Source organism: Microcoleus sp. B5-D4, from assembly GCF_036705145.1.
In the GTDB taxonomy this organism is placed as follows: Bacteria; Cyanobacteriota; Cyanobacteriia; order Cyanobacteriales; family Microcoleaceae; genus Microcoleus.
In genome coordinates this window covers 1-24137 of record NZ_JAUBTV010000054.1, presented here as the reverse complement: position 1 = coordinate 24137, position 24137 = coordinate 1, and the positions used below count along the sequence as shown (strand labels likewise).

18 protein-coding genes and 2 pseudogenes are annotated in these 24137 nt (G+C 44.3%); 12 read left to right on the top strand and 8 right to left on the bottom strand.

Going from position 1 to position 24137, the window contains the following annotated elements; genetic code table 11:
• Positions 1 to 244 precede the first annotated feature (244 nt).
• From QUB10_RS22355 to QUB10_RS22330, 6 genes and pseudogenes are all read left to right on the top strand, one after another.
• On the top strand, positions 245 to 1639 hold the full coding sequence (locus QUB10_RS22355) for a branched-chain amino acid ABC transporter substrate-binding protein (protein ID WP_333205470.1): 1395 nt from the start codon (positions 245 to 247) through the stop codon (positions 1637 to 1639).
• A 189-nt stretch (positions 1640 to 1828) separates the two neighbouring features.
• On the top strand, positions 1829 to 2905 hold the full coding sequence (locus tag QUB10_RS22350) for a branched-chain amino acid ABC transporter permease (protein ID WP_333205469.1): 1077 nt from the start codon (positions 1829 to 1831) through the stop codon (positions 2903 to 2905).
• A gap of 175 nt (positions 2906 to 3080) precedes the next feature.
• Positions 3081 to 3719 (top strand): IS607 family transposase, encoded by a 639-nt coding sequence (locus tag QUB10_RS22345; RefSeq protein ID WP_333205468.1) that lies wholly within the window; start codon positions 3081 to 3083, stop codon positions 3717 to 3719.
• Complete coding sequence (locus QUB10_RS22340) at positions 3712 to 3897, top strand: hypothetical protein (protein ID WP_333205467.1); 186 nt, start codon at positions 3712 to 3714, stop codon at positions 3895 to 3897. Before QUB10_RS22345 ends, QUB10_RS22340 begins: the two co-directional genes overlap by 8 nt.
• Position 3898: 1 nt before the next feature.
• On the top strand, positions 3899 to 4879 hold the full coding sequence (locus QUB10_RS22335; RefSeq protein WP_333205466.1) for a transposase: 981 nt from the start codon (positions 3899 to 3901) through the stop codon (positions 4877 to 4879).
• A gap of 72 nt (positions 4880 to 4951) precedes the next feature.
• A pseudogene (locus tag QUB10_RS22330) lies at positions 4952 to 5121 on the top strand (IS701 family transposase); the annotation flags it as partial.
• A 373-nt stretch (positions 5122 to 5494) separates the two neighbouring features.
• On the opposite strand, the gene QUB10_RS22325 reads toward QUB10_RS22330, so the two are convergent.
• The 3 genes from QUB10_RS22325 to QUB10_RS22315 all read right to left on the bottom strand — a co-directional run bounded on the left by QUB10_RS22325 (position 5495) and on the right by QUB10_RS22315 (position 8548).
• On the bottom strand, positions 5495 to 7186 hold the full coding sequence (locus QUB10_RS22325) for a glycosyltransferase family 39 protein (protein ID WP_333205465.1): 1692 nt from the start codon (positions 7184 to 7186) through the stop codon (positions 5495 to 5497).
• A gap of 581 nt (positions 7187 to 7767) precedes the next feature.
• Positions 7768 to 8340, bottom strand: coding sequence for a Uma2 family endonuclease (locus QUB10_RS22320; protein WP_333205464.1), 573 nt, complete (start codon positions 8338 to 8340; stop codon positions 7768 to 7770).
• Entirely contained in the window at positions 8270 to 8548 is a 279-nt protein-coding gene (locus tag QUB10_RS22315) for a hypothetical protein (protein WP_333205463.1), read from the bottom strand. The genes QUB10_RS22320 and QUB10_RS22315 overlap by 71 nt, the downstream gene beginning before the upstream one ends.
• A gap of 56 nt (positions 8549 to 8604) precedes the next feature.
• Here QUB10_RS22315 and QUB10_RS22310 point away from each other — a divergent pair, with 56 nt between their 5' ends.
• From QUB10_RS22310 to QUB10_RS22300, 3 genes are all read left to right on the top strand, one after another.
• Entirely contained in the window at positions 8605 to 10170 is a 1566-nt protein-coding gene (locus QUB10_RS22310; RefSeq protein WP_333205462.1) for an ABC transporter permease subunit, read from the top strand.
• A gap of 143 nt (positions 10171 to 10313) precedes the next feature.
• Positions 10314 to 11129 (top strand): class I SAM-dependent methyltransferase, encoded by an 816-nt coding sequence (locus QUB10_RS22305; protein WP_333205461.1) that lies wholly within the window; start codon positions 10314 to 10316, stop codon positions 11127 to 11129.
• 83 nt (positions 11130 to 11212) lie between these two features.
• Entirely contained in the window at positions 11213 to 11992 is a 780-nt protein-coding gene (locus tag QUB10_RS22300) for an ABC transporter ATP-binding protein (protein ID WP_333205460.1), read from the top strand.
• Between the two features lie 79 nt (positions 11993 to 12071).
• Here the strand turns inward: QUB10_RS22300 and QUB10_RS22295 are convergent, their stop codons facing one another.
• Positions 12072 to 12920 carry a PEP-CTERM sorting domain-containing protein gene (locus tag QUB10_RS22295; protein ID WP_333205459.1) on the bottom strand — a complete coding sequence of 283 codons (849 nt, stop codon included), beginning with the start codon at positions 12918 to 12920 and terminating at the stop codon, positions 12072 to 12074.
• 316 nt (positions 12921 to 13236) lie between these two features.
• Here QUB10_RS22295 and QUB10_RS22290 point away from each other — a divergent pair, with 316 nt between their 5' ends.
• The gene (locus QUB10_RS22290; protein WP_006631855.1) at positions 13237 to 13944 is read left to right on the top strand and encodes an ABC transporter ATP-binding protein; all 708 of its coding nucleotides are present in this window, start codon (positions 13237 to 13239) and stop codon (positions 13942 to 13944) included.
• 205 nt (positions 13945 to 14149) lie between these two features.
• On the opposite strand, the gene QUB10_RS22285 is transcribed toward QUB10_RS22290, so the two are convergent.
• The 4 genes from QUB10_RS22285 to QUB10_RS22270 all read right to left on the bottom strand — a co-directional run bounded on the left by QUB10_RS22285 (position 14150) and on the right by QUB10_RS22270 (position 22888).
• Complete coding sequence (locus QUB10_RS22285) at positions 14150 to 19645, bottom strand: response regulator (protein ID WP_333205458.1); 5496 nt, start codon at positions 19643 to 19645, stop codon at positions 14150 to 14152.
• 549 nt (positions 19646 to 20194) lie between these two features.
• Positions 20195 to 20659, bottom strand: coding sequence for a hypothetical protein (locus QUB10_RS22280; protein WP_333205457.1), 465 nt, complete (start codon positions 20657 to 20659; stop codon positions 20195 to 20197).
• Positions 20660 to 20707: 48 nt separating this feature from the next.
• Positions 20708 to 21637, bottom strand: a complete 930-nt coding sequence (locus tag QUB10_RS22275; RefSeq protein ID WP_333205456.1) for a hypothetical protein — start codon at positions 21635 to 21637, stop codon at positions 20708 to 20710.
• A gap of 24 nt (positions 21638 to 21661) precedes the next feature.
• Complete coding sequence (locus QUB10_RS22270) at positions 21662 to 22888, bottom strand: acyltransferase family protein (protein ID WP_333205495.1); 1227 nt, start codon at positions 22886 to 22888, stop codon at positions 21662 to 21664.
• 478 nt (positions 22889 to 23366) lie between these two features.
• On the opposite strand from QUB10_RS22270, the gene QUB10_RS22265 reads away from it, so the two are divergent.
• On the top strand, positions 23367 to 23882 hold the full coding sequence (locus QUB10_RS22265) for a transposase (RefSeq protein WP_333205494.1): 516 nt from the start codon (positions 23367 to 23369) through the stop codon (positions 23880 to 23882).
• Positions 23851 to 24137: pseudogene (locus tag QUB10_RS22260) on the top strand (transposase); the annotation flags it as partial. The gene QUB10_RS22265 and the pseudogene QUB10_RS22260, both read left to right, overlap by 32 nt.

Below are 24137 nucleotides of genomic sequence, written 5' to 3'. Positions count from 1 at the left end.
AGGAAATCTGTATTTTCCTTTCCCTTTTAGTTTTTAACTGGTTGAACAGGTTTTAACTGGTTCTCCGGAAGATCCTGGAAACCCATTGACCGAGGCTCTGCCTCGTTTGCTGGCCCAGTACGCCTTCCCACCAAGAGCACGGGAACGAGAGAAGAAGCTTGTTGCAGCGGTGTATCTTTAAGAGTTCACGTAAAACTTGAAAATCTGTGCTAACTCTTGACTTACAGACTTAGAGAGTGGAAATATGCTAAAACGCAACCAACAAACGAACCAACCTATGAACTTTTCCCAGAAGTCAGGCGGCAAAAGTGCCACACCCCCAAAAATCAACTCAACACACAATCTCGCCGTCGTAGGATTGCGGAAATTACTTTTTGCCGCCGGAATAGCCTCTCTGTGCGCTAGCTGTCAAAATCCTGAAGCACCCACCGCCACAACTCCCGGAGGCAGCCCCGGAACCAGTCCCGCAGCCACTCCCGTCGCAGTCAGCAGCCCCGGCGACCCAAATACTGTCAAGATTGTCTCCATGCTCCCGATGACAGGCAGCGCCTTGGGTCAAGCTCAAACAATGGTCAACGGCATCCAACAAGCCCTCGCCGAAACCAACTCGAAAGCTTGCGACGGCAAAATCCAAATCCAATACGAAGTTTTCGATGACGCCACCGCCGCCGCCGGCAAATGGGACCCGGCCCAAGTAACCTCGAACTCTAACAAAGCCGTCGCTGACGGTTCGGTAGTTGCCGTCATCGGTCACTATAACTCCGGTGCAGCCAAACTTTCCATTCCCGTGCTCAACCAAGCTAACATTGTCATGATCAGTCCGGCCAACACTTATCCGGGACTGACTAAACCAGGAAAAGGCGAAGCCAAAGAACCCAACGTTTATTATCCCGCTGGCACTCGTAATTTCACCCGCGTTGTCCCCGCTGACGACCTTCAAGGTGCTGTAGCTGGCAACTGGGCGAAATCTTTAGGGGTGCAAAAAGTTTACATTCTCGACGACCAAGAACTCTACGGCAAAGGCATCGCTGATGTTTTTGAAGCCACTGCTAAAAAGTTGGGAATTCAAGTCCTCGGAAGAGAGGGAATTGATATTAAAGCTAGCGACTATAAGGCGTTAATGAATAAAATCAAAGCTTTAAATCCCGACATGATTTACTTCGGTGGCACTACTCAGAGCAATGCCGGACAAATAATTAAAGACATGAGAAATGTTGGGATGGCGGCTGATGCAGTTAAGTTCATGGGGCCCGACGGCATTAAAGAGCAAGCTTTAATTGACGCGGCGGGCAAAGATGCCGAAGGAATTTACGCTACTTTTGGCGGCTTGCCTCCTCAAGAATTGACGGGTGTGGGTGCGAAGTGGTACGAAAGTTACAAGGCAAAATATAATGCTGAACCGGAAGCTTATGCAGCTTATGCCTATGAAGCTGCTAAAGTTGCGATCGGCGCAATTAATAAAGTTTGCAAAAATGACCGCGCTGCTATCCGCGAAGCTGTGTTGGCAACTAAAGATTTTAACGGGGTACTCGGCACTTGGAGTTTTGACACCAACGGCGACACAAGCTTGACTACAATGTCAGGAAATGTGGTTAAAGGTGGCAAGTGGGAGTTCGTGAATGCGCTCAAGACCGAATAATTAATTAGAGGGCAGAGGGAAGTTAGGCAACGGATTTTATAACGGCTGTAACGGATCTCGGAAAGAAGGAAGAAGGAAGAAGGGATAATAAAAAATTATGCCTTTTTCCTTCTCCCTCCAATGTCCCATGCCCGATGCCCGATTCCCAATTCCCAATTCCCAATTCCCAATTCCCAATTACTCAAAAACATGAAGAACTGGAAAAGTATTCTCTTATATCTAGGTGTAGTTTATATAGTTTTGCTATTAGGCCCGATCGCAGGATTTGATTTGCCAAAAATCGTTGGAGAAATACTCAGCAATCCTGAAGTTTTGATTCAACAATTATTAGTTGGTCTGGTCAACGGCGCGCTGATTGCAATTATTGCCTTGGGTTACACTATGGTTTATGGCATTATTGAGTTAATCAATTTTGCTCACGGCGATTTGTATATGTTGGGTGCTTTTGCTTCCCTAACCGTGTTCGGAGCTTTTGGGATTCAAGATGGCGCACCTTTAGCTGTTGCTATACCGGTGATGTTAGTTGCTTTAATTGTATGTTCGGTGTTTTGTGCTGGGCTGAATATTGTTGTGGAAAAGTATGCTTATCGACCTTTGCGAAATGCTCCCCGTTTAGCTCCTTTAATTTCGGCTATCGGAGTTTCTTTTATTTTCCAAAATATGGGGTTATTTTGGGGAGGATTGAAAGCTTTTATTCCAGTGATGGGTTCTAATTCGGCGGCGCCGAAAAGTTTTCCCGATTTGTTACCGCGAGTGGATATTTTCAAAGCTTTGGGAATTCAAACGAGTATTGTATTTACTACGAAAGATTTAATTGTGTTGGTGGTGGCGGTGGTATTGATGGTTTTGCTTCATGTTTTTGTGCAATACACTCGTCTGGGAAAGGCGATGCGGGCAACGGCTCAAAGCCGCGATGCTGCTAAAATTATGGGAATTAATGTGGATCAGATTATTGCTCTGACTTTTTTGATTGGGGGAGCTTTGGCGGGTTCGGCTGGAATTCTGGTTGGTCTGTACAACAATACTATTGTTTTTACGATGGGGTTTACGGCGGGTTTGAGGGCTTTTACGGCGGCGGTTTTGGGGGGAATTGGCAATATTGTGGGGGCGATGTTAGGAGGGGTTTTGATTGGGTTGCTGTCGTCTTTAAGCGATCAGTATTTGTCGAGCCGCTGGACTAATGCTTGGGTGTTTGGGGTTTTAGTGGTGATTTTGGCTTTTCGGCCAGGGGGTTTGTTGGGCGAGAATGTTCAGGAGAAGGTTTGAAGTGGCACGGTTGAAATAATGGCAAGAGATACTTATCGGGACTTAAACAAAAAATACGAGCTAAATGAGTTCTAATGCTTGAAGAGTAATCTCCAGGACGAGTTTTTCTTAGACATTTCCCGCCATAAGGCAGACAATTGATAGAGACTGAGATAATTCACTCAAAAAACCCAATATGTCCACATATGTACCACCAAGAATCGCTATTCAACGACTTGGAGTATGTTCAAAAACCCTTGAAAGGTGGGAAAAAGAAGGGAAAATCAAAGCATACCGAACGCCGTCAGGACAGCGACGCTACGACGGAGACTCAGTTGTCAATATTCCATCTACTAAACCAACCATCCTCTACGCCAGAGTTAGCAGTCGAAGTCAAAAAGCCGACCTTCTCCGACAGGCTGACTTTCTTCTGTCTCGCTACCCCGGATGTGAAATTATCCAAAACATTGGGAGCGGTCTTAACTTCAAAAGAAAAGGTCTTATCACCCTACTGGAATACATTTACACGGGCGACATCGGAATGGTTGTCGTTGCCTCAAAAGATAGATTATGCCGGTTCGGATTCGATATTATCTCATGGTTCGCAGAGCGGGGCGGGTGTAAGATTTTGGTTCTCAACAATAGTTCACTTAGTCCAGAAAGAGAAATGGTTGAAGATATACTCGCCATCATCCACGGCGACCGTTGCCGATTGTACGGACTCAGAAAGTATAAAAAGCAAATCATTGAAGACTTTGACGTACCGAGTTTACCCAAAGGGGGAGACGAAGAAAGTCTGGATGTTGAGAATTCACGCCAATCGCAAAGTGTATAACAATGCAATCGCTTACCTGAATCAGCATCAAGGAAAGTTCACCTACTACACTGTAGACAAAAAGACTAATCAGCCAGTCTCAAAAACTTCTGGTAAGCAAGCTTTTCGGAGTTACTGTAAAACTCGCTTGTTGCGAGATCATCCCGGAATGGTGCAAAGAATTGGGAATAGCACATAGTTTGGACAACGCCCTTTTCGAGGCTTATACAGCTTGGAAGAAAACCGACAAACAGCCAGCTCAGTTAGGTAAAGGAAAAAAGGCAAAACCCAATCCTTTAGTCGGATTGAAATTAGCTCGATTCAGGTCAATTCGAGCCCAAAAACAGACTATTCAGTTCGCTCCGGGTGACTATAAGAACGGTCATCTAATGCTCAATGCTAGCAAAGGTCTAGAAAAACCTCTCTGGACTGGGCAGGATTCCTGCTTAATCAACTATGACAAGGCAGTAGAAGTCACCTACAATAAGGGACGCTGGTTCGTAAATATGCCTATAGATATGGACGTTCCAGAACCCAAAAATGGCGGCAAGACCATCGCACTCGACCCCGGACTGCGCTGTTTCCTGACTGGATTTGATGGCAATTCTTTTACTGAATTTGGAAAGCATGACTTTGGGAAGATTGCGCGATTGTGCCAGCATTTGGATAAGATGCAGTCAAAATTTGGATGCTCAAAGGGCGGTCAGTTTTCTCGATTGCGTTATCGGCTAAAACAAGCAATGGAGAAAGTTAGAACTAAAATCAAAAACCTGCGGTCGGAAATTCACAAGCAGGTAGCGAGCTATTTAGCACGGAATTACGATGTTATTTACCTACCTACTTTTGAAACTTCTCAAATGGTGGCAAGAGGTAGTCGCAAACTTAATTCCAAGTCGGCGAGGGCGATGATGACTTGGGCATTTTATCAGTTCTCGCAAACCTTAGAACATCTCTGTAATCGTTACGGTTCGAGATTGGTTAGAGTGACGGAAGAATATACTTCCAAAACTTGTACAAAATGCGGTCATATTCAGAGAAAGTTAGGTGGCTCTAAAACTTTGAGATGTCCCAACTGCGGTTATGAAATACCTCGCGATTTCAATGGCGCTTTAGGAATTTTTCTTAAAGCTTTGTGGGATACCACCATACTCTCAGACGTATCTGATGAGTGTGCTATCTGAAGATTTTCGCCGATTGTCGGGGATTGTCTGAATTAAAAGTATCAGCAAGCATATAACGTTAAATAATGAGCAATGAAAGAGACGACCCCCGCCGCGATGCCCCCCTGCTTTGATAAATGGTGTCAAAGATTTGACGATATCTTTGGTCATCAAGCTCAAAAACGGGAGTTAGGAACTATTTAGGCGGATTATTGGGATATCGGGAGCGAAAAAACCCCTCGCAGATGGCGCCAAACGCCGTTGCTTAAAGTTGTGCTGGGATTCAAGGTCAAAAAATCAAGGCAATGGGAAGTCAAAAATATGTGGGTAGGTTAACTGAATACGGGCGCTCGATACCTCGCCATAGTAGTTTTTGGATGGGATTATAGGGTAAATGTGGGGCGCAGCGAAGCGGAGGGAGTTGGCGTGGAATGCAAGTCAATACATTATTACGCTCATTAATCGGAATTAGGCGCAATAAACTACGATTTTTTCCGAGGGGTATGAGGGCTATGTCATTAATTCTATCAATGTTTTGACTCTAGTTGTCACCCCCTCAGCGGTAATGCTTGTATCACACTTTAAATGCAAAACAGCTTATATGGATTGTCCAGTGACCCACTCACTCATGCCATTTCAATAATCTACTCCCGACAAATAAGACCCCAAAGTACCCTGGTTCGAGCGCTTGGTTGTTTTAATTTTGGGAGGCCTTCGATAAATAACCCAGTTGGGTGTTTCTTGATAGAGTTCCAATGTTTTTTGAATGTAGGCAACCAATTTAGGGTTATCTTTGGCAATTTGATTATTGCCATATTTAACAATTCCCATCCAATCGGCTCCCTGGGTAATCAAATCTTCCAAGATGGCAATTAAAGTATCATCTGTTATGGGATATTTCCAATAAATACTATTCTTTATCCTGCTCTCTTGAGGACTCGAAGGAGGAGAACCCCAATAAATAGCCGGAGGAAAAACCCAGCCACGTCGGCGACTATAATAGATAGCGACGGGATCGCCACCTCCACGATTAGCTATAGTAACAACAAGGTCACTTGGTTGAGTTATTTGCTGCAAAGCTATCCCTAGTTCGTAGCCATCTTTTGCCACAGGAGAATAGCACCATACGTTTAACTGTCTATAACCAATTCCAGAAATGATTAGTAGTATTGCCGTTATGAGTGCTAATGCTGAAGATGAACCTCCGGCTCGCTTGGCGAATGAAGCAAGTGCTATCAGGCCATTTCCTGCTAAAGCGGCGGCGGCTGGGTTAACAATATTTAAATTCGAGTAATTTGTGACGAGCTGTTGAGCGCCAATGAAGTAATAAATCGCAAAAGCAAGTATCCACCAATGAAACATCCCTGGTACTCGTGCGGCTACATTACTTGGCTGCTGCTCTGATTCTTGGGTAGAAACTTTATAATTAGGGGGAACGAATAAACCAATAGCAACAAGGAGCATGATGGGATATGTCCAAATCCGCCGAGAAATAAGATGATAAAGTTCAGGGATAAAATATTTCTTTTGTAACCATTCCCGTAACCCATGATCCCAAAGCCAGTTCCCGCTGCCAGCAAAGTGGTAAGGCGGATAGGTGAGAGCAAGATGCCTCGCCCACAAATAATAGGCAGCTACGGGCAGGAGGATGGAAATGGCAGCTACTCCAATTACTATCAGCTTTTTCGGACGCAGTAATCCTCGATTACCCAGGACAACAAATATTGTATAGAGCATCGGAATGCCAATGATTAAACCTGGTAGTTTGGTTAAAAAGCCCCAAGTTGCAAAGAGGGTGGCAAGCAATAAATAGTACCAGCGGTCAGTTTGTAGGTAAGCAATCAGCATCCAGAAGCTTGTTACAACTAATGCCACCATTGCCGGGTCGGGAAGGAAAGACCGATCCACATATATATGGCCTGGAAAAATTGCGAGAATTGCGGCACTCATAAGAGCGCGATCCCGATCCCAAATACGATAAACTAACTGATAGAAGGCAAATATTCCCCACAAGCTAAACAGGACAACGACGCTGCGTCCCACCCAATCATGCTGTCCCAATAAAGTATAGAGAAGGGCTGTAATATAAGTAACTGTTTGAAATTCCCGTCCATTATAGCTAGGCCCTGGCCCATCCCAGCTAACTTCAGGGTAGAAGATATTCCCATTTCTGCGATAGAAATTTTCGGCCATCATGGCTGTGCTTGACTGCCGCCAACTAAAGCTATCAATAAATGGCTGATTGATATTAATCAATCGGAAAATAGCTGCCACTACAAGAATTGATATCAGGAGATAAGTGGTGTTCCTATAAATTGGAATTTTCATGTTGGCTGTGATGAGATAAAAAAATCTCTGACCTGTAAAACTACGCGGTAAGCTAGTGGAACCTAGACAAGGGCAGCGCTAGCTAATTAACTGTACATCTTGGAAGATATCTTGGTCAAGTGGAGTACGCTAACCAGCAAAGAGGGGGAGCCTTCACAGCCTGCTCCCCCAAAAGGTTGCAGGTTCTCTCCTGCATAATTCTTGTTTTAATTGTCTGATCTCGACTTGTGCTTGAAAATTCGGCGTTGCTGATTTACGGTATGAAAGACTAAATATGCCAATCATAGAAACCAGTATCCACAAAGCTTCTGGATTTTCAACTTATTTTTTTCATACCCTGATTAAGCAACGCCATAATTGGTTGATTGTCGTGCATACTAGGGTGAAGAATTATGTAAGGAGAGGAAGCCGACTACCCCTGCTGCAAAAGCTTAAACTATATGTTAAGGATGAAAAATAGTCAGCCTTCGCCGTCATCATACTACTGAAAAAATACTTAATGGGGCGATCGGTAGCAGTAAATTTTTATTTTCAAGTAATAAGATAGTGCTTCTCAATTGACTGCAATACTGTACGCCAAATTAAATATTCCCTGGTTTGAGCCAGCCAAAAACTTCGCCTAAAGTCAACTGCATTTCCGGCATAATATTGGGCATCGGAAGTATATCTGTTGGTTCTTGCAAGGAAATAGGCTGCTGCCTGGCGGGATAGGCTAAAATGTTTTTTTCATCGGGATCGAGCAACCACCCCATCTGGCAACCGGCATTCAAAAAGTGCAAAATATTGTTTGTGACTTTGGTTTGACTTTGGGCTGGGGACAAAATTTCTATTGTCCAGTCTGGGTGAGCATTAAATGTATTGGCAATTTCCCCGTCAGCGTCTAGGGGAATGCGATTCCAAACAAAAATTGCGACATCGGGAACAATAGAACGTCCGCCAAAGGTGCAGCGAAGTTCTGGAAATGCCCAAGCAATCCGGTGAGGTTGGCCCGCTGCATTAACCCTCGTGATGAGTTCTCCCTGAATTGTACTGTGTTTTCCTTGTGGCATAGGTTTTTGTAAAATCGCACCGTTGACGTATTCGCTAGCGGGTTTGGTTTCTGGGAGTTGCAAAAACTCGTCGAGGGTGATAGTTTTTTGAGGTGCTTGTACCATATAGCGATCGCCCGTTTGAAGTGTGTTCCGGTAACAGTTCCAGTATATTAGAAGTTTTGATCGCTGTGGTGAAACAATCGCTCTCAAAAGACTCTAAACTGTAGCTAGCCCGCTCAGCAGTTTCCCGAACCTGCCGTCGATCGAGTTGCTTGAGGCAGAAATTGGCACTGCCTGTGTCAGTCGCATCTATAACTGCAATTCCTAGCATTCTTGCATCTAACTACTGACTGCTGACTAATAACTAATGACTAATAATTTCTTCCTATGTCAAAAAAAATAATTAATGCGATAAAATCGACTGGTATTTTAGGGGCGATAGCCTCTTTCACTGTTTTGTTATTCGGCGGTTGGAGCGGCACCGTGATCGGCTGGCTAATGGGTACGGCGGCGGGCTTTATTAGCTGTCGGGAGCAGAAGGTGTACAGCCCGAAAATGGGTGCAACTATCGGCAGTTTAGGGGGATTAGGATTGGGAGTTTGGCTATTAATTGCAAGTGTGGTAGAAGGGGTTTTGATTAGACCTTTGTCTGGTCAATCTGCTGTTGCTTTGCCGACGACGCTGCTGTACGGGATTTGCAGTTTGACGATCGCAATTTTGACAGCTACGTTAATGGGTGCTTTGCAGGGTTTGCAGGGGGAACGCCAGCGGCTGGCAACTCTGGTGACATTAGCTTTTATTCTAATTCTGTTTCCGTTTATCGACATTCAGGCTCAGACTGGCTGGATTGCTACTGTAGTACAGATTCAAATCTTTATTATGCTGGCGCTGGGTTTGAATATTACTGTGGGTTTTGCGGGTTTGTTGGATTTGGGATATGCGGCGTTTTTTGCGATCGGCGCTTACACGACAGCTTTGCTATCTTCTGGACAGTTAAATATTGCTTGGAACTTTTGGGTGGTACTGCCGATCGCCGCCGGTGTAGCTGCGATCGCGGGCGTAATCCTGGGTATTCCGACACTGCGGCTCAAGGGCGATTATTTGGCGATTGTTACCCTCGGTTTTGGCGAAATTATCCCGGTTGTCTTTAGGAATTTAACTGCGATTCGCATCGACGAACCCGTCTCGAAGATTGTTGCTGCTGTTTTGGGTAAACCCGAATTGGTGCTGTGTCTGGTTGGGTGCGATCGACCTTTTAACCTCACCGGCGGCGAAGCGGGAATAAACCCGATCGGGCGTCCATCTCTCCCCATCGTCGGCACTTTCAGCACAGGCAACTACTTTCCCTGGTACTACCTAATTTTACTGTTAGTTGTCTTCGCTTACTTCATGATCTCGCGGCTGCGAGATTCCCGCTTGGGGAGGGCGTGGAATGCCATGCGCGAAGATGAATTAGCGGCTAGTGCGATGGGCATTAACCTCGTCAAAACCAAACTTTCGGCTTTTGCGATGGGAGCGACGTTTTCGGGCTTTGCAGGCGCGTTTTACGCCGCCTATATCAGCGCAATTTTTCCCAGCGTTTTCGATTTCTCTGTGTCGGTAATCATCCTGTGTATGGTGATTTTAGGCGGTTTGGGCAACATGACCGGGGTGATTTTGGGGGCTATCATTATCATGTCTGCCGATCGACTTTATCTGCCACAATTAGCGCAAGTCCTCAAGGGTTTTCTGAATACTTTTGTACTCCCCAGGATTGCAATTCCCCAGTTGCGAGACTTTCTGGCAACCAGTTTAGACCCGATTCAAATGCGCTTATTTCTATTCGGCCTAACTCTTGTTGTCATGATGCTCGTGCGGCCGGAGGGACTGATTCCTGATAAAATACACCAAGCTGAACTGCATTCGGATGCTGAAGCGAGCAATGAGTCTTTAGCAGATGCGAGAAGTCAATAAGTAGGTAAGGGCAAAAACCCTAGTATTTTGTAGGCGGGTTTAGCTAAGAATCTAGGATGCAAGGGAGTTTAGGGGTGTAAAAACCCCGTCCCCATCTAATGTTTATTTGTAACCAACTACTTAGTAAGGGTGAAAGATTAGCCATGAAAAATGTAACTGGTACTGCTTTTATCGTTGCGGAATTTAGAGCAGAAGAGAATGAAGAGGCAATTCCTCTTTACACTGATCATGTAGTAAAAATCTGGCTGAATGAGGAAACAAAAGAAATAGCTGCCAAAATATCTCAAAACTCTCCCGCAGCCAAAGAAATGGTTAAGTTGCGGACTAAATATTTTGATGATGTTTTGTCTAATCAAATTTTAGGAGGTTGCAAGCAAGTAGTTATTTTAGGTTCGGGTTTGGATACTCGCGCTGCTAGAATTAATGGCGAAAAAGTCACTTATTTTGAAATAGACGATCGCGCTACTCTTCAATTAAAAGAAGAAACTCTCAAAGCTAACAAAGTTACTGCCAATGTTCGCTACCTTCCCGGCGATTACGTAAAAGACGGTTTAATCTCCTTGCTGAAACAGAGCGAAGTTGATTTCGAGCGACCGACATATTTTTTGTGGGAAGGCAACACTACCTTGCTTGACAAAAAAGATGTAATATTTGTATTAGAACAAATTCGGGACAAGGTTCCTAATTTTCGAGTGTCCTTTGATTATATGTCGGAAAAGGTGATTTTGAGAACGACGGGCTACCAAGATATCAATGATTACATAGATAAATACGAAAGTATGTATGCACCGTGGATTACTGGGTTTGAAAACATTGCAACTTTGGCTGACGAACTCAATCTCAATGTTATTGAAAACTTTTCGACTGCCGATTTACACGCACAATATCGCCCTGGCCGTTCGCTAGAATCTAATCTTTTTAAGTTCTATTTTGTCTGTACCCTAGAGAATATGTCCTAAAATATCCCAAATTGACTCGCGTGCGTGAAAGCTCGCGAGTATCCCGCTTGCACTCCTCTAAAATATTAGGAAACATAACCAAAATGTCATTATTAGAAGCACAGCAACTTACAATGCGATTCGGCGGTTTGACTGCCGTCAACCAGGTTAGTTTAACATTGGAAAAAGGCTCGATCGCCAGTTTGATCGGCCCCAACGGTGCGGGCAAAACTACTTTTTTTAATATGCTGACAGGTATCTACAAACCGAGTGGTGGCCAGTTGCTTTTGGAACAGAAGAATATCACGGGTTTACCTCCGGATCGCCTGACAACTTTCGGCATTGCTAGAACTTTTCAAAATATCCGCTTGTTTAATAACATGACTGTGCTGGATAATGTTTTAGTAGGTAGACACTGCCGATTGAAAACAGGTTTGTTGGGTGCAATCCTCCGCCCTCCCACTGCGAATCTGGAGGAGCGGGAAGCTAAAATAAAAGCGCTCACTATGCTTGATTTTGTCGGTTTAGGTGCTTCTAAAGCGCCGGAGTTGGCAAAAAACCTTTCCTACGGCGACCAGCGGAGATTGGAAATTGCCAGGGCTTTGGCTTCCGATCCGAAAGTGTTGCTTTTGGACGAACCGACTGCCGGGATGAACCCGAACGAAACGGCTGATTTAACTCGCTTTATTTACCGGATTCGCGATGAGTTGAAGTTGAGTATTTTGCTGATTGAACATGATATGAAAGTGGTGATGGGAATTAGCGATCGCGTGAGTGTTATGGAGTACGGTACTAAAATTGCCGAGGGAACTCCGGCAGAAGTTCGCGCAAATCCTCGGGTGATTGAGGCATATTTGGGAAAAGAAGAAGATGGCAATGGATAATATAGAATAACCCGATACCCGACTTTTTTAAGAAGTCGGGTATCCAACAGTGATAGTTGACCTACTTAGATGTTTGGCATCATTTCTCAACTTTGGATTTAACTTCCGACAATGGATTCTTAAGTTTTCTCCCCTTTGCCAAGAAACCGAAAAACATGGCCGTCCCTAATATAGTAGTCGGTTCTGGAACTGGTTCTGCTTCTGCCAATACTATATTGTTCTTAACTTCTACTAATCTTAAGTTAGTGGCGTTATCAAAAGTCCGCGAATACACTCCGGAAGTATACAAGCTCAGGCTTTTTGTATTACCTTGATCCAGAAAACCAAAGTTAATTTGTGTGGGATTAAAGTTTCCCGCGAGGTTGTATGACGAACTTAATTCCGGGGCTTTAAAAGAGTGTAAACCGAGCGCAAGTTGAAATGAGTCTAAAAGAATGTTAGAAACAGTGTCAATCAATGAAAAAGATATACCTCCTTTGGCGCTAGCCCGTTCTGATTGCCGATTACTAACAGATGTAAAAAGATGTAAAATAGTCTCAACTGTGAAGGAAAAAGTTTCTTCCGCATTGATAGAGAAGTCACCGATCACTGCTGCTTGACTTTGGGCTAAACCAGAATAGTTATTGCCGTCACCTTGCACTTTACTTTGCGAGAGATTTTCTGCAAGCAATTCGTGACAGTTAGATATAAAAAATGCCTCAGCTTTCGCTTTGCTAATGACTAAACCGCTGTTAGCTATTGTCTGAGTGTAAGTGTTAGTAAATGTACCATTCTCATTCGGTCTGTGACTGAAGTTGTACATGGTTACTTCGGCGGCAGAACCTGCTATTATGGCAGCACGGCTGGGCGCTATACCTATAGTCAAGCCGGTTACTAAAGGAGTAGCTAATAAAAATGCGATCGCTCCGGTACTGTGATGTAATTTCATGGTAAATCTCCTTAAATTTTTAAAATTTTAAGTGCTGTTATTGGTAACTTGTAGCGGTTGGTTGCGCTTACGTATCAATACTAGCTATATACTTAGAGATTTTTGTAAAGCTACTGTCAAGAAAGCTTGTGTTTAAGTAAAAATTATGTAAAGTCGATCGCCCCACTACTAAAAATAGATGGTATGGGAGCTAACGCTGAGTCTTCTTCTAAGTAAAATTACTGCTTACTCTAAAAAAGTTAATTTTCACTAAATGCAATAAAAATTTATAATTAGTCTGGATAATATAAAAAGGCACAAAGCAGAAAGAGTAATCATGTTAGAAATTAAAGACATACACACCTACTACGGAAATATCCACGCTCTCAAAGGGGTATCGCTAACAGTCTCGCAGGGAGAAGTTGTGACATTAATCGGCAGCAACGGGGCGGGGAAAACGACCACTCTCCGCACGATTCAAGGACTGCTGCGCCCGCGCCAAGGCACTGTATTATTTGAGGGAAAGCCTTTAGAAGCACTATCTACAGAGGCGATCGTCCGTTTGGGAATTTCTCAAAGTCCCGAAGGGCGGTTGATTTTTCCGCGCATGACGGTGCAAGAAAACCTAGAAATGGGTGCTTATCTCCGCAACGATACTCTCGGTATCAAGTCCGATATGGAAAAAGCATTAAATTTATTTCCTCGTTTGCGAGAAAGAATTAGTCAAAAAGGAGGAACTCTCAGCGGCGGGGAACAGCAAATGTTGGCGATCGCCCGCGCTTTGATGTCGCGCCCCCGCTTGTTATTATTGGACGAGCCGAGTATGGGATTGGCACCGATGTTAGTCAGTCAAATTTTTGCGATCGTCCGCGATATTAATGCTGAAGGAACAACTATTTTGCTGGTGGAACAAAACGCCCGCATGGCTTTAAGTGTAGCCCACCGCGGCTATGTCATCCAAACCGGTCAGGTTGTAGTCGCTGGTACTGCTAGCGATTTGCAGTCAAATGAAACTGTTCGCAAAGCATATTTAGGTGAAAGTTAAATATGGGCATTGGGCATTGGCCAAACAGGGCATTGGCCAAACAGGGCATTGGGCATTGAAACTGACAACTAACAACCAAAAACCAACAAATAACAAATAATATCGTTTTCGGTTGCATCGGTATTGTTCAAACAGTCAACAGTCAACAGTCAACAGTCAACAGTCAACAATTCCGGAGGAGTACAACCGGAATTGATATAACAAATTACCCTATTTGCGATCGCAACTTCCCCGTTTCCAATTCCGTCTCAAAAGCCGCCCGCACCTTTTCCCACTCCGCTTGGGCTTCCAACAGGCGATCGCGCGCCGTACTCACATCAAAAACCTGTTCCCCTCCAGACTCAACCGCCGCGCGACCCATATACTCCAACTCCTTGCAAACAGCAGAAAAAGACACGGCTCCTAAATTGGCGCTGCTCGACTTCAGCGTGTGAGAAGCCAGCTTCAAACTATCAGCATCGCCGAGAAAAATAGCCTCTTTAATAGTTTCTAAATGTTGCGGTGCGTCTACCAAATATATCTTAATCAGCTCCCCCAAAAAATCGGGGTCTTCATCATCGTCTAGCTCGCGGAGATTTTGCAAAATATGAAAATCAATCGGCGAATCTGCTCCCGGTTGAACGCTCGAAGATGCCGCAGTATCACTGTCAATGTCATCAGAAATATCTTGATTGTTTTCCTCTGTTACCGCATCCAATTCATCCCGATTCAGAGGTGAGCACTTGCTCAAGGCGATCGCCAACTCTTCCCGGCGTACCGGCTTAGTAATATAATCGTCCATACCTGCTTCCAGACACTTTTCGCGATCGCCCTGCATCGCATTAGCAGTCATCGCAATAATTCTCGGCTTCTTGTTAGCAGGCCATTCCTGACAAATGCGGCGCGTCGCTTCCAACCCGTCCATGTTCGGCATCTGCACATCCATCAGCACAACATCGTAAGATTGCCGCTTCAGCGCCTCCAAAACCTCCAACCCATTACCCGCAATATCAGCCCGATATCCTATCCTGTCGAGTAAATGCGTAGCGACTTTTTGATTCACCACATTATCCTCAGCCAGCAAAATCCGAATCTGACTAGAATTAGTTCCATCCTGTCCAGCAGAATTCCCCGCAGCCTGCCTCAAAACAGCAGGCGTCCGCTGCACGCGGTGTTGTTCTTGAGAATTTTCAAAATACTTCAATCCCGAAGTCAAAGTCACCACATTTGAAACTTCTCCCCTGCTACTTCTGCCAGTAACATATCCAAAAACTTGCAGCAACACATTATAAAACTGGGACTGTTTTAAAGGCTTAGTTAAAAAAGCAGAAAAATGTACTTCTGTAGTTTCAAGTTTTTTCCAAACTTCCGCCTTACTTAAATAAGTAAACAGCACCAAAGGTAGTGCTATTTTGCGAGGGTTTTTAACTTTGATGACATTCGGATTTAGACCCTCCTCGCCCGACAAATTGCTCAGCTCAAATTTCCGAATCTCCACAGCCAAAGCCACACCGTCGATATCTGGTAGATTCATCGCCAAAATAGCTAAATCGAGTGGCGAGTTGCCTTTGATGATTTCCAAAGCCTCAGCACCAGAAGTTACAGCCACGGGTATCATTCCCCAAGACTCTGCCTGCCGGATCAAAACTTGCCGGTTAATGGCATGATGCTCAACAATTAACAAGCGCTTACCAGCGGCAAATTCGGGTCTTTTTTCCTCAGCCACGATGTCATTGGCTTCAGCAGTCACTGTGAAATAAAAAATCGAACCCGAACCCGATATCGACGGCGGAGTAAATTCTGCAGGCGACCTTCCAGCGATACTTTGTCCGATCGCAGAAACTCCCGGTTGAGACTTAGAACTTCGGGGATCAACCTGGCTGACAACCCACATTGTACCGCCCATCATATCGCTCAAACGCTGGCTGATAGCCAGTCCCAAACCCGTCCCGCCGTAATGTCGCGTTGTCGAAGCATCCACCTGCGAAAAAGCTTTAAACAGGCGATCCATCCGGTCTGGCGGAATACCAATTCCCGTATCTTGGACAGCAAATTGAATCTCGTATTGTTTGCTACGTGCCAACTCTCCCTGGTTAATTGCTAGGGGTTGTGGCGCTAGAATATTAATTTTATCGGGCGAACTGTTAGCAGCTACCGGTTCAATTTGCCTAGCCGTACAGCACACAACTATTTCTCCAGATTCTGTAAACTTAACTGCATTGCCCAGCAGATTTACCAAAATTTGGCGCAGTCTCGTGACATCTCCTAAAATGTTTTTCGGAACAGAATCATCAATAAAGTAAGCCAGCTCTAAACCTTTTTCTGAGGCTCTCGGAGCCAGTAATTCCAGAGATTCTTCTATACAGTTTTGCAGCTCGAAGGGGCTGCGTTCCAAATCCAATTTTCCAGATTCAATCTTAGAAAAGTCGAGAATATCGTTAATAATAGTCAGTAAAGCATCGCCGCTGGTACGAATGGTCTCCACAAAATCCCGCTGTTCAGGAGTTAGTTCCATATCCAGCAGCAACCCCGTCATCCCGATGACCGCATTCATCGGAGTGCGGATTTCGTGACTCATAGTCGCTAAAAATTCGCTCTTAGCTCTATTAGCAACTTCCGCCGCTTGTCGCGCTTGATCCAAAGCTTCATTTTGCTCTGCTAACTGTCGCTGTCGCTGCACTTCGGTTTCTAAAAGTTGTGCTTGAGCTAAGGTAATGCCAACTTGAGCGGCAACATCTTCTAATAGTTCAATTTCGTCTGGATTCCACTGGCGAGTTGCATCGCACTGGTGCAAAGTAATAATTCCATTCGGTTCTCCTTGATAGGAAGTGCGAACAGCCAACATGGATTTTAATCCGATGCGGCGGCACATCGGCCCCGAAGATTCCAGCAAAGGATCGGCAAAAACATCGGGAGATGCCAGGGCTATATCTTCAGCGAGGAGTTTTTCTGTGTAGGGGTTATAAGTGACAGAAAGTTCTAAATCTAAAGCGGATTCGTGACCGGGTTCTAAGTATTCCGCGACGCAAGGAAGATGGGGATAAGGTTCGGAAAGATAGGTGTGAATTGTACAGCGATTGACACCAAATACGCGGCCGATTTGGGTGGCGGTAGTTTGAAAAATTTCTTGAGTGTCTAAGGTCGATCGCACTTTTTGAGTAATTTGTTTGAGTAGTAAAACACGCTGGTACTGACGTTGCAAAGTTCGCTCTCGCTCTTCGCGGGCAATTTCAGCGCCGATGTAATTGCCCATCAACTTTAAAATTTCAAAATTCAGCGGTTTAAAAGGAGATTTAGTGGTGCGGGAGGTAAAGCTCAAAGTACCATAAACTCGCCCTTGCACTATTACCCTCGTCCCCACAAAAGCCTCCAACTTGCGGACGCTGTAAGCAGGGTGGTTGCGCCACTGAGTAGTGCCGGCTGATTCGACAGAAATAGGTTCGCTCGATCGCAAAACCTCTCGCTCAAAGGTTCTGCTCAAAGCAAAACCGTCTCCTTTAGCAAATCCAAAGGGAAAATCTTCCGGTACATAAGCCGCAATCACTTCGTAGCGATCGCCCAAAACCCTGCCCAACAGCCCGATATCCATCCCAAACTGACTACAGCCCATTGCCAGCAACCGCATCGTTCGATCGTCAAAAGAGCCTTCCGAGCTCACCATTACCTCGTAGAGCGATCGAATTGCCCGCTCGCTTTCCCGGAGTTCCTCAACTCCTTCGAGGCGGTTGTAGACATCGTGCAAAGTCCCGAAAATTCCCGCTATTTCGCCTTGGGAATTCCGCCGGACTTGGGCAAATAGTTCCACGGAAACAAAGCCGGAATTACTGTGAATTCCCAAGGAGTTTTTCTCCGAAACCGACTTAGACTTAAATCGCAGTTCTCGCCGTTCAAATTCCGACTTCCCGGACAGCAAAGACTCCAATAAATTTGCACATTGCTCGCGCTCATCTGGATGCACCCACTCTAAAAAATTAGTTTGCAAACTTTCGGAAACCGCATAATTCGTAATTTCCGTCCAAGCGCGGTTGAGAAATTTCCAAAGTCCCGCCGCATCTATGTGGAAAATTACTGTTGCTTTCAAAGAGTCAAATAGATGGAATTGTTCTCGATCATGCTCGCGGTTTTTGACTTCAAACTGCTTGTTTACAGTAATATCTGTATGAGTTCCTACTACCCGCAGCGGTTTGCCAGTAGCGCTGCGTAAAACTTGACCTCGGTTCAGCACCCAGACAGTGCTGCCGTCTTTACAGTACATCCGATATTCTGCCGCAAAATCCGGTGTCTTTTGGGCGAAGTGTTCTTCTAAAGCTGCCTTTACGGAGTCAATATCATCTCGGTGGATGCGACTCCACCATTCCGATCGGCGATTCGAGATTTCCCCTTCTTGGTAGCCCAGCATTTCTTGCCACCGCGCCGAATAAAAAAACTCATCTGTTTCGAGATTCCAGTCCCAAATCCCCTGATTGTTGACTGCAGGGGGGAGATTTTGCCGCTCTACGAAACTGTGGTGAGAAATTTCAGCCATCTCGTGGCTATTTGCTGCTGTCCGCTGTATTTCTGCTGAGAGTTTTTTGTATTGAGCGTTGCTAGATTCTAGCTGGCGCTGCAAAGCGATTAAGCCAGAATGCAGAGATTTTGAATCCAGCGCTTGTAAAAGGATAGTTTTAGGATTGACAATCCCGATCGGGTGATTTGTTTCGTTGATGACTAATAAAGGCAACTGGCAGTAGTGTTTTTGCAGCAGCGCGACGGCTGCTTCGAGGCTAGAGTGCGATCGCACCAGTGGCGGCGAACTGCTGCAAATTGCTCCCGCTTTAATTTTGTTAGAGTCTCTTCCCAGGGCCTGTAACTGCACGATATCCCGCGAACTTACCACCCCAACCAGTTTGTGAATGTTGGGATTTGTAAATTTGGAATTGTGAGCAGCACCAGTCGAGTGTTGATCGGGGGTTTCAGTGATTAATACATAACTAACATTGTGTCTAAACATCAGTTGCGCCAAATAGCGAACCGAAGAATTAGCAGGAGCGTGAATTATTCGTGAGCCTGCTATTTGAGGGATTTGATAAAGTTTAATTAAACTTGCGGGTAGCTCTACTTTCTGATGCACAATTGGCAGCGGCGGAGGGAACGCGAAAGCCGCAGGTGGCGAAGCGCTGCTAATTGCTTTTGGTGTCGGTTCCCCAATTCCCTGCAACAAAAGCACCAAGCTTTGAGAGCTAATTAAACCGACAAGTTCTTCAGCCTCGCTGACGACGGGCAAATGGCTGATCTGATTTTTCTCCAGCAGATTAGCTAAGGCAAAAAAGTCGGGAATTTCCGATTCTCGGGCTACAGTTACGGTTCTGATCATGATTTGCTCGATCGCAAATCCGCTCAAAGCAGCGCCGATCGAATTTAGCTGTACGACATCTCGCGTTGTAAAAATCCCCAGCACTGTCTGGCTGCTCGGATAGGGAGCTTTTGAGCCGTTGAGACGCAGCCCGTTGCCTCCTGCGTGTAGCGCAGGCCGTATGCCGTTGTAGAAACCCGACTGTTCCCGCGATTGTGGGGAAATCCCGTTCATGGGATTTCCGAGTTGAGAATTCCCGCGCGGTTCTACCACGAGGACGTAACTGGCTCCTGTGCTACTCATCAGCTCGATCGCCTTTTCTACGGGCGTCTCAGGCGTGACAGTGAGGGGGTTGCGGTTGATGACCTGACTGAGGGAGGGAATAAACATCAGGGGGCATAAAAGTGATATTTGTTGGAAAAACCCGATCGCGGGCAGCAGGTTGATTGAGAGGCTTTACCCGCGAGATTTCCAAGCGCGCTCAAAGTTTCTGTACGATTCAACTCACCCCTACTTCCAGCATCTTGGCATTTAAAATTAATTCCGTGCCATATCCTGATCGTTGACGGCTTCTGACTTTCAGAACCAATGCTATCTGCCAAAGGGCCCAGATGAAAGCGGGCGGGTAATTCCTCGCCTAGCCTAACTGCTGCGGGTTTACGAGCAAGAATTTCTGCGATTGTCTAGACTGCACCCTACTTTCTGCCCCTCAACGGAACTCTCGCTCGCATTCTGTTTGAGGCAAGATACCTGCACGCTACCAATTTACCAGCGACAGGAGGGGAATCACAACAGGACGACTTAGGTATTGCAACTGTGCAATTAGGGGTTCGAGGCTTCAAGGGTTCCAGGGTTCCAGGGCCCAACAGGCAGAAAATAAATAATTCTGAGCATAACTAATTCTATCTTATCCCAATTATGACCCAGAGGATTTGATCTTCAATTCTGGCGATCGAACTTGATGAGAATAGCGCTGTTCCCTGCCAGTGCAAAACTCGCATTGCCACCCTTGAGCCTTAAGCTACCAACAACCTCATCCATTCTTTGAGAACTGAACTCCCGCACCGTGCCATTACCAGTTTTTATCAGCTCCGAAATATCAGCATTAACAGTGTAAGATGTTGGTCGGTCATTCACAACCAGCAAGTAAACATTCTTGCTAGCATCAAGAGTTGCAACTGCCATTAAATCCGAACTGTTAGTGATAGGAAAAAAGCTAGCTCTCCCGCCCTGCAAAGCCCTAATTCCCATCCGCAAAGCATAGTAGCCCGCGCGCCGTTTTCCCCCGTCCCCTAGCAAACCTTCTGGCAGTCCCGGCTTTCCCCAGTCGTACAAACAGAATATGTGACTGCCGTAAATATAATTATCCCCCGGTTGGGAACCTCGAATCAAATTCTTAATCAAATTTAAAGCTAAAGATAAATCGCCGTAGCTAATTTCGTAAGTTCCCCATTATCCTACCCAAAGCTGCGAGTTAGCGCGGACAGTACCGTTCATCCAGCCGCGCACTTTGCGGGTGTAGTTAGAAATATCTGCATCGTAGTTGTGGACATTGACTGTATCGAAATAATTCGGTATTTCCTGCAAAGCACTAGCCGGCCAATTGCGGCCGCCTACGGTTTTCGGGCCGTGGATGCGGTAAGTGCGCGAAGGCAAATAAGTTTTATAAACAAAGTCGAGCGCATCTTTTGCCACCTTAACCAATTCAAAATAGTCAGCCCTAGTCCCGCCCCAACCCTGATCGCGATTATCCGGTTCGTTGTGAATTTCCCAATCATCAACGCGGTAATCATTGCGAACATTCAGCCAATAAACCGTAGCAAAAACCTGTTCCCACCACTCGTTCCAATCTTCTCCTGTGCGCGGCGGATTCAGTTGCAACGCCCAACTCGGCCGCCAGTTATTATCAACATTACGAATACTGACAACTGGGCGAATATTTGTTTCTTTTAGAGTATTAAAAATCGTCCTGGCATTGCCTTGCCAAACAGTACCGGGTTGGCCCGACCACCAATAATCGCTACCCTGGGGCGGATTAGTCATAATCTGATCCCAATGCGCCGAATTAATTATATTTGGATTTGTCTTAATTTCGTCAATAGATGGCCAACCGTATTTACCGTCGTCGTCTTCGGCTTCCCACCGGGACATCCCGCCGTAAATGCGGTAGGTATTAATTCCCAAATCTTGCAAATCTTTGATGTCGAAATTGATATTGCCCTCGACTGCACCGATGTAGCGAGTGCTGACACCCGCAGCAGTACCGGAAATTTTAATTGTTTCGATGTTTTGAGCAAAAGTTGTCGTTCCGCTGAACAACTCTAGGCTGAGGGCAATTAAAAACCCGAGCAACAAATTCAGAAGTCTAGTTTTTGATAACACGTGATTATTAACTACTAATTTAGGTTATTTTATGACCGAGGTAAAGGAACCCATCGCTAATCTAAATCGACTTGTGATCGAGTTTGTTAGGTATTGTAATAAAAAAGCCATAACTATACAAATTTGAATCATTAATACATAAACTAAAATAGCACGACTAGCACTCAAAAGAGGAGGTTCACCTTGAACAAGCACAATAAAAAACTTTTTTATAATAATTAAGCCTATAAACTGCGTCAAGTATAGTTCATAGGAAATATGAGAAATCCATGTTAAAAATCTCGTTGTTAAGTCAGATAGTTTGCTCAAGTTTCTACACACATTAAACACAATCACAAATATGCCAAATCCAATAAATGCATCATAAAAAGACATTCCAAAAGGAAAAGCTACGCCTAAAATTTTTATCTGATTAGCAAACTTTAACGAACCCATAATACCCACTATTTCACAAATTATTGCTAGGGCTATTGTGATTGGTTTCGTTAGGTAATTAATTAATAGATTAGGATTAGTTACATAAACCTTTGCCATTGCCATTCCCAAACAAAACTCAAATAACCTTGAAATTGCTAAATAGCCGGGATAACCGAAATCGCCTATTATTGGAAAAAATAGGTTAAAGCCTATCATTAAGATTAAAAATGCATAGGTTAATTTAATTAACAAAGCAGCCCAAATAAACTGTGAGACAGAAAATTTTTGTAAAAATTTAAAGAGCAAAAAGAAACACAAATAAAATTGAATTAGTGGAAACATAAACCAAGAAAATGGTATTGCTTTATCGAGAATGAGAAAACTTCTCCACAAGGAGAACCAATCAAAATAGCCGAAAAATAAATCAGACCTTAACCGAGGAATTATCAAAGATACAACTAAAAGTATCCAGTAAGTAGGGTAGAGCCGGAAAAACTTTTTTTTCATAAAAATGCTCCAGCTTTCATCAGGTTTTAAAATCCTTGAATAAGCCAGTCCAAAACCACTGAGAATGAAAAAAATATGAACTCCCTGATATCCAAGCAAGAAAAATATATTCAGTAAATCAAAAACTATATTGCCCACACCATTAAATGGGAGGGGAAAAAATTTGGCTAGCGTCGAGGCTCGACCCACTACTTTTAGATACTCCAAAAAGTTGGTGTATCCAAAAAATGGAGGGATGATATTGAAAGACCAATAATGAATGCCCAGTACCCAACAGGCGGCAAAGCCTCTCATCATATCTAATTCTTGAAATCGATTATACTTCATCAATAAAAATCTCCGTTTAATTCAAACTTATAGCAACAGTCAGGACAGTTAGGATGGTAAGCCTAGGATGTACTCTATCGCTCCTAGGATTCGGGAATAATTCTAGTCTAGGTCATAACAATACTCCGGACAGTTTTTAAAGAGGAATGTGATCGCAATAAAATAGAGAAGTGAAAAAAGTGAGTGCAATCGGAACCCAAAATGAACAGAAAAAAAAGGCGCTCTTTTAGGTTAAGCTATAAAATAAGCTATAAAAAAAACACAAGCTCAACAGATTGCCTTATGAAAATTATGGAATCCATCTTACAACAAATGCCAGGGATTAGTCAACCCCAAAAGAAGTTTTTAATCACTTTATTCTCAACTATTTTGCTAGCCTATGGCAAGATCAACTTCACGAATCTCAGTCGTTATAGTTATTTGAGCGAAAAAACCTACCGTCGTCACTTTCTCAAAAGCTTCAACTTTCCACAATTTAATCAATATTTTCTCGCGTGTTGCCTTAAATCCTGAACACACAATCATTGCTGTTATTGATTGTTTTTTTTTAAGAAAAAGTGGCAAAAAAACTGACGGCAAAGCTTATTTTTATAAGGGTCTATCTGGCAAATCGGAACAGGGGTTGGAAATTTCTGTGATTTCTATTGTCGAAATTGAGAGTCGTTTATCTTATAGCTTAAGCGTACAACAAACTCCGTCACGTACTCAAATAAAGCCGGTGAAAAAACTCCCACAAAATCCGAATAATTGCTGGTCTAAGAAATCTCGGAAAAAACAGGAACCTCAAAGCTCAACGCCTGAAATCACAAGAGTTGATGACTATGCACAACATCTAAAGAATACTCGTTGTTACTTCCCAACTTCTGTACGTTATTTTGTGGCTGATGGCTATTACTATCGCTCTAAATTCTGGGAGGCTGTGCGGGACTTAAATTTAGACTTTATTGGCAAGTTAAGAAGTGATGCCGTCCCTACGCTATCTCTATACAGGTGAACAAAAGAAACTGGGAGCTCCACGTAAATATGATGGCAAGGTTGACTGCCATGATTTGAGTCGTCTTAATTTTGTTAAAGACCTAAAACCGGGAGTTTCCTTATATACATTGATTGCGTGGAGTTGTTGTTTAAATTGCCCAATTTGTTTGGTTTGTATCTCTGAGGTTCAAGCCAAGGGCAAAATCAAAAATGCTTTATTGTTTAGCACTGATATTCACCTACCACCTGAGCAAATTCTTGAATATTATCAGGC

Bases quoted from the DNA above. Each gene is read 5' to 3' on its own strand.
- QUB10_RS22310 (WP_333205462.1), top strand. From the start codon at position 8,605: ATGTCAAAAAAAATAATTAATGCGATAAAATCGACTGGTATTTTAGGG.
- QUB10_RS22320 (WP_333205464.1), bottom strand. From the start codon at position 8,340: ATGGTACAAGCACCTCAAAAAACTATCACCCTCGACGAGTTTTTGCAA.
- QUB10_RS22305 (WP_333205461.1), top strand. From the start codon at position 10,314: ATGAAAAATGTAACTGGTACTGCTTTTATCGTTGCGGAATTTAGAGCA.
- QUB10_RS22345 (WP_333205468.1), top strand. From the start codon at position 3,081: ATGTCCACATATGTACCACCAAGAATCGCTATTCAACGACTTGGAGTA.
- QUB10_RS22350 (WP_333205469.1), top strand. From the start codon at position 1,829: ATGAAGAACTGGAAAAGTATTCTCTTATATCTAGGTGTAGTTTATATA.
- QUB10_RS22285 (WP_333205458.1), bottom strand. From the start codon at position 19,645: ATGTTTATTCCCTCCCTCAGTCAGGTCATCAACCGCAACCCCCTCACT.
- QUB10_RS22290 (WP_006631855.1), top strand. From the start codon at position 13,237: ATGTTAGAAATTAAAGACATACACACCTACTACGGAAATATCCACGCT.
- QUB10_RS22300 (WP_333205460.1), top strand. From the start codon at position 11,213: ATGTCATTATTAGAAGCACAGCAACTTACAATGCGATTCGGCGGTTTG.
- QUB10_RS22295 (WP_333205459.1), bottom strand. From the start codon at position 12,920: ATGAAATTACATCACAGTACCGGAGCGATCGCATTTTTATTAGCTACT.
- QUB10_RS22325 (WP_333205465.1), bottom strand. From the start codon at position 7,186: ATGAAAATTCCAATTTATAGGAACACCACTTATCTCCTGATATCAATT.
- QUB10_RS22315 (WP_333205463.1), bottom strand. From the start codon at position 8,548: ATGCTAGGAATTGCAGTTATAGATGCGACTGACACAGGCAGTGCCAAT.
- QUB10_RS22270 (WP_333205495.1), bottom strand. From the start codon at position 22,888: ATGAAGTATAATCGATTTCAAGAATTAGATATGATGAGAGGCTTTGCC.
- QUB10_RS22355 (WP_333205470.1), top strand. From the start codon at position 245: ATGCTAAAACGCAACCAACAAACGAACCAACCTATGAACTTTTCCCAG.